Origin of the sequence: Terrisporobacter muris (assembly GCF_024621905.1) — a bacterium.
GTDB classification, from domain to species: domain Bacteria; phylum Bacillota; class Clostridia; order Peptostreptococcales; family Peptostreptococcaceae; genus Terrisporobacter; species Terrisporobacter muris.
Genome location: NZ_JANKBY010000576.1, coordinates 1 through 1,247 on the forward strand (window position 1 = coordinate 1; position 1,247 = coordinate 1,247).

At 23.8% G+C, this 1,247-nt stretch carries 1 protein-coding gene; it reads left to right on the plus strand.

Annotated features, from left to right (window positions below):
- Positions 1-1,247: sensor histidine kinase (locus NSA58_RS20385; RefSeq protein ID WP_257560950.1), on the plus strand; the 1,247-nt coding region annotated here is incomplete at both ends.

The following is a 1,247-nucleotide window of genomic DNA, read 5'->3' on the forward strand; positions in this document are numbered from 1 at the left end:
AATAATAGTACTATTAAAAATATAATTCTAAATAGTGCTACAAAAGGTGAGATAAATTATATTGATGGCGAAAATAAAGAAATTTCATTATATGTAGACAGGATAAAATTTATTGAGGATAATGAGGAAATTAGTTTGATTGAAATTAAGGATATATCTAACTATAAAAACCTACTTAGTAAATTGGAAATGAGTACAAATCAATATAAAACTTTAATAGATACTATACCAGAGGCCATATGCGTATTAGATTATGAAAGTAAAGAGTTTGAGTATGCTAACGATACTTTCTTTGAACTATTTAAAATTCAGGATATAGAGAATATGGATTTAGATGAAATTTATAATGATATAGCTATTAGCTCTGGCAATATAAATGAAAATATTAAGTATATAAGAAAAACATTAAAGGATGGATATGGAGGGTTAGTAAATATTGAAAGTAGTGTTGTGCTTATTAATGTTAATAAATCTAATAAAATGGTACTTATAATCAGAGATATTACTGAAGAAATTAAAGTAGAATCAATGAAAAAGGAAATTTTAGAGAGTGAAATTATTAATAAGGATAAGGATGACTTCTTTATAAATATGTCACATGAACTGCTAACTCCAGCCAACTTATTACATAGTAGCAATCAATTTATAGAAAGAAACTGTAAAGATATTATTAAAAGAGAGCCTAATGGAGAATTTGCAAACTGTATATTTGTTATGAAAAAACATGTGGAAATTTTGATTACACTAATAAATAAAATAATGGAACTATCTAAGTTAGAAGAAGATAATCATAAAGAAAGTAATAATATTTATGATATTGTATCTTTATGTGAAGATATAGTTACTCAGTTAAATAAGTATACAGCCTACAAAGGTATTAACATAGTATTTGATACAGAAGAAGAGGAAATATATACAAGAATAGATTCAGATGATATTACTAAAGCTATTCTTACATTACTGTCTGTAGTAGTGAAAAATTCTAGAATAAAAAGCACGATTGATTTTAATATAAAAACTAAAGTAGATAAAGTAATTATTACGATAGAAAATTTTAAGAGATATAACTATGAACAATATCTTGATAATTATGAAGAAAAAATTCTTAATTTAAGTATGTCTATTGCCAAATTAATTATTAATAAATATAAGGGAAAAGTAGACATGAAAACGAATAAGGACGATTGCATATTAATTGAGATGGAGTTTAATATGGAAAAAAATATTAATGATAATGAAAAAACTAT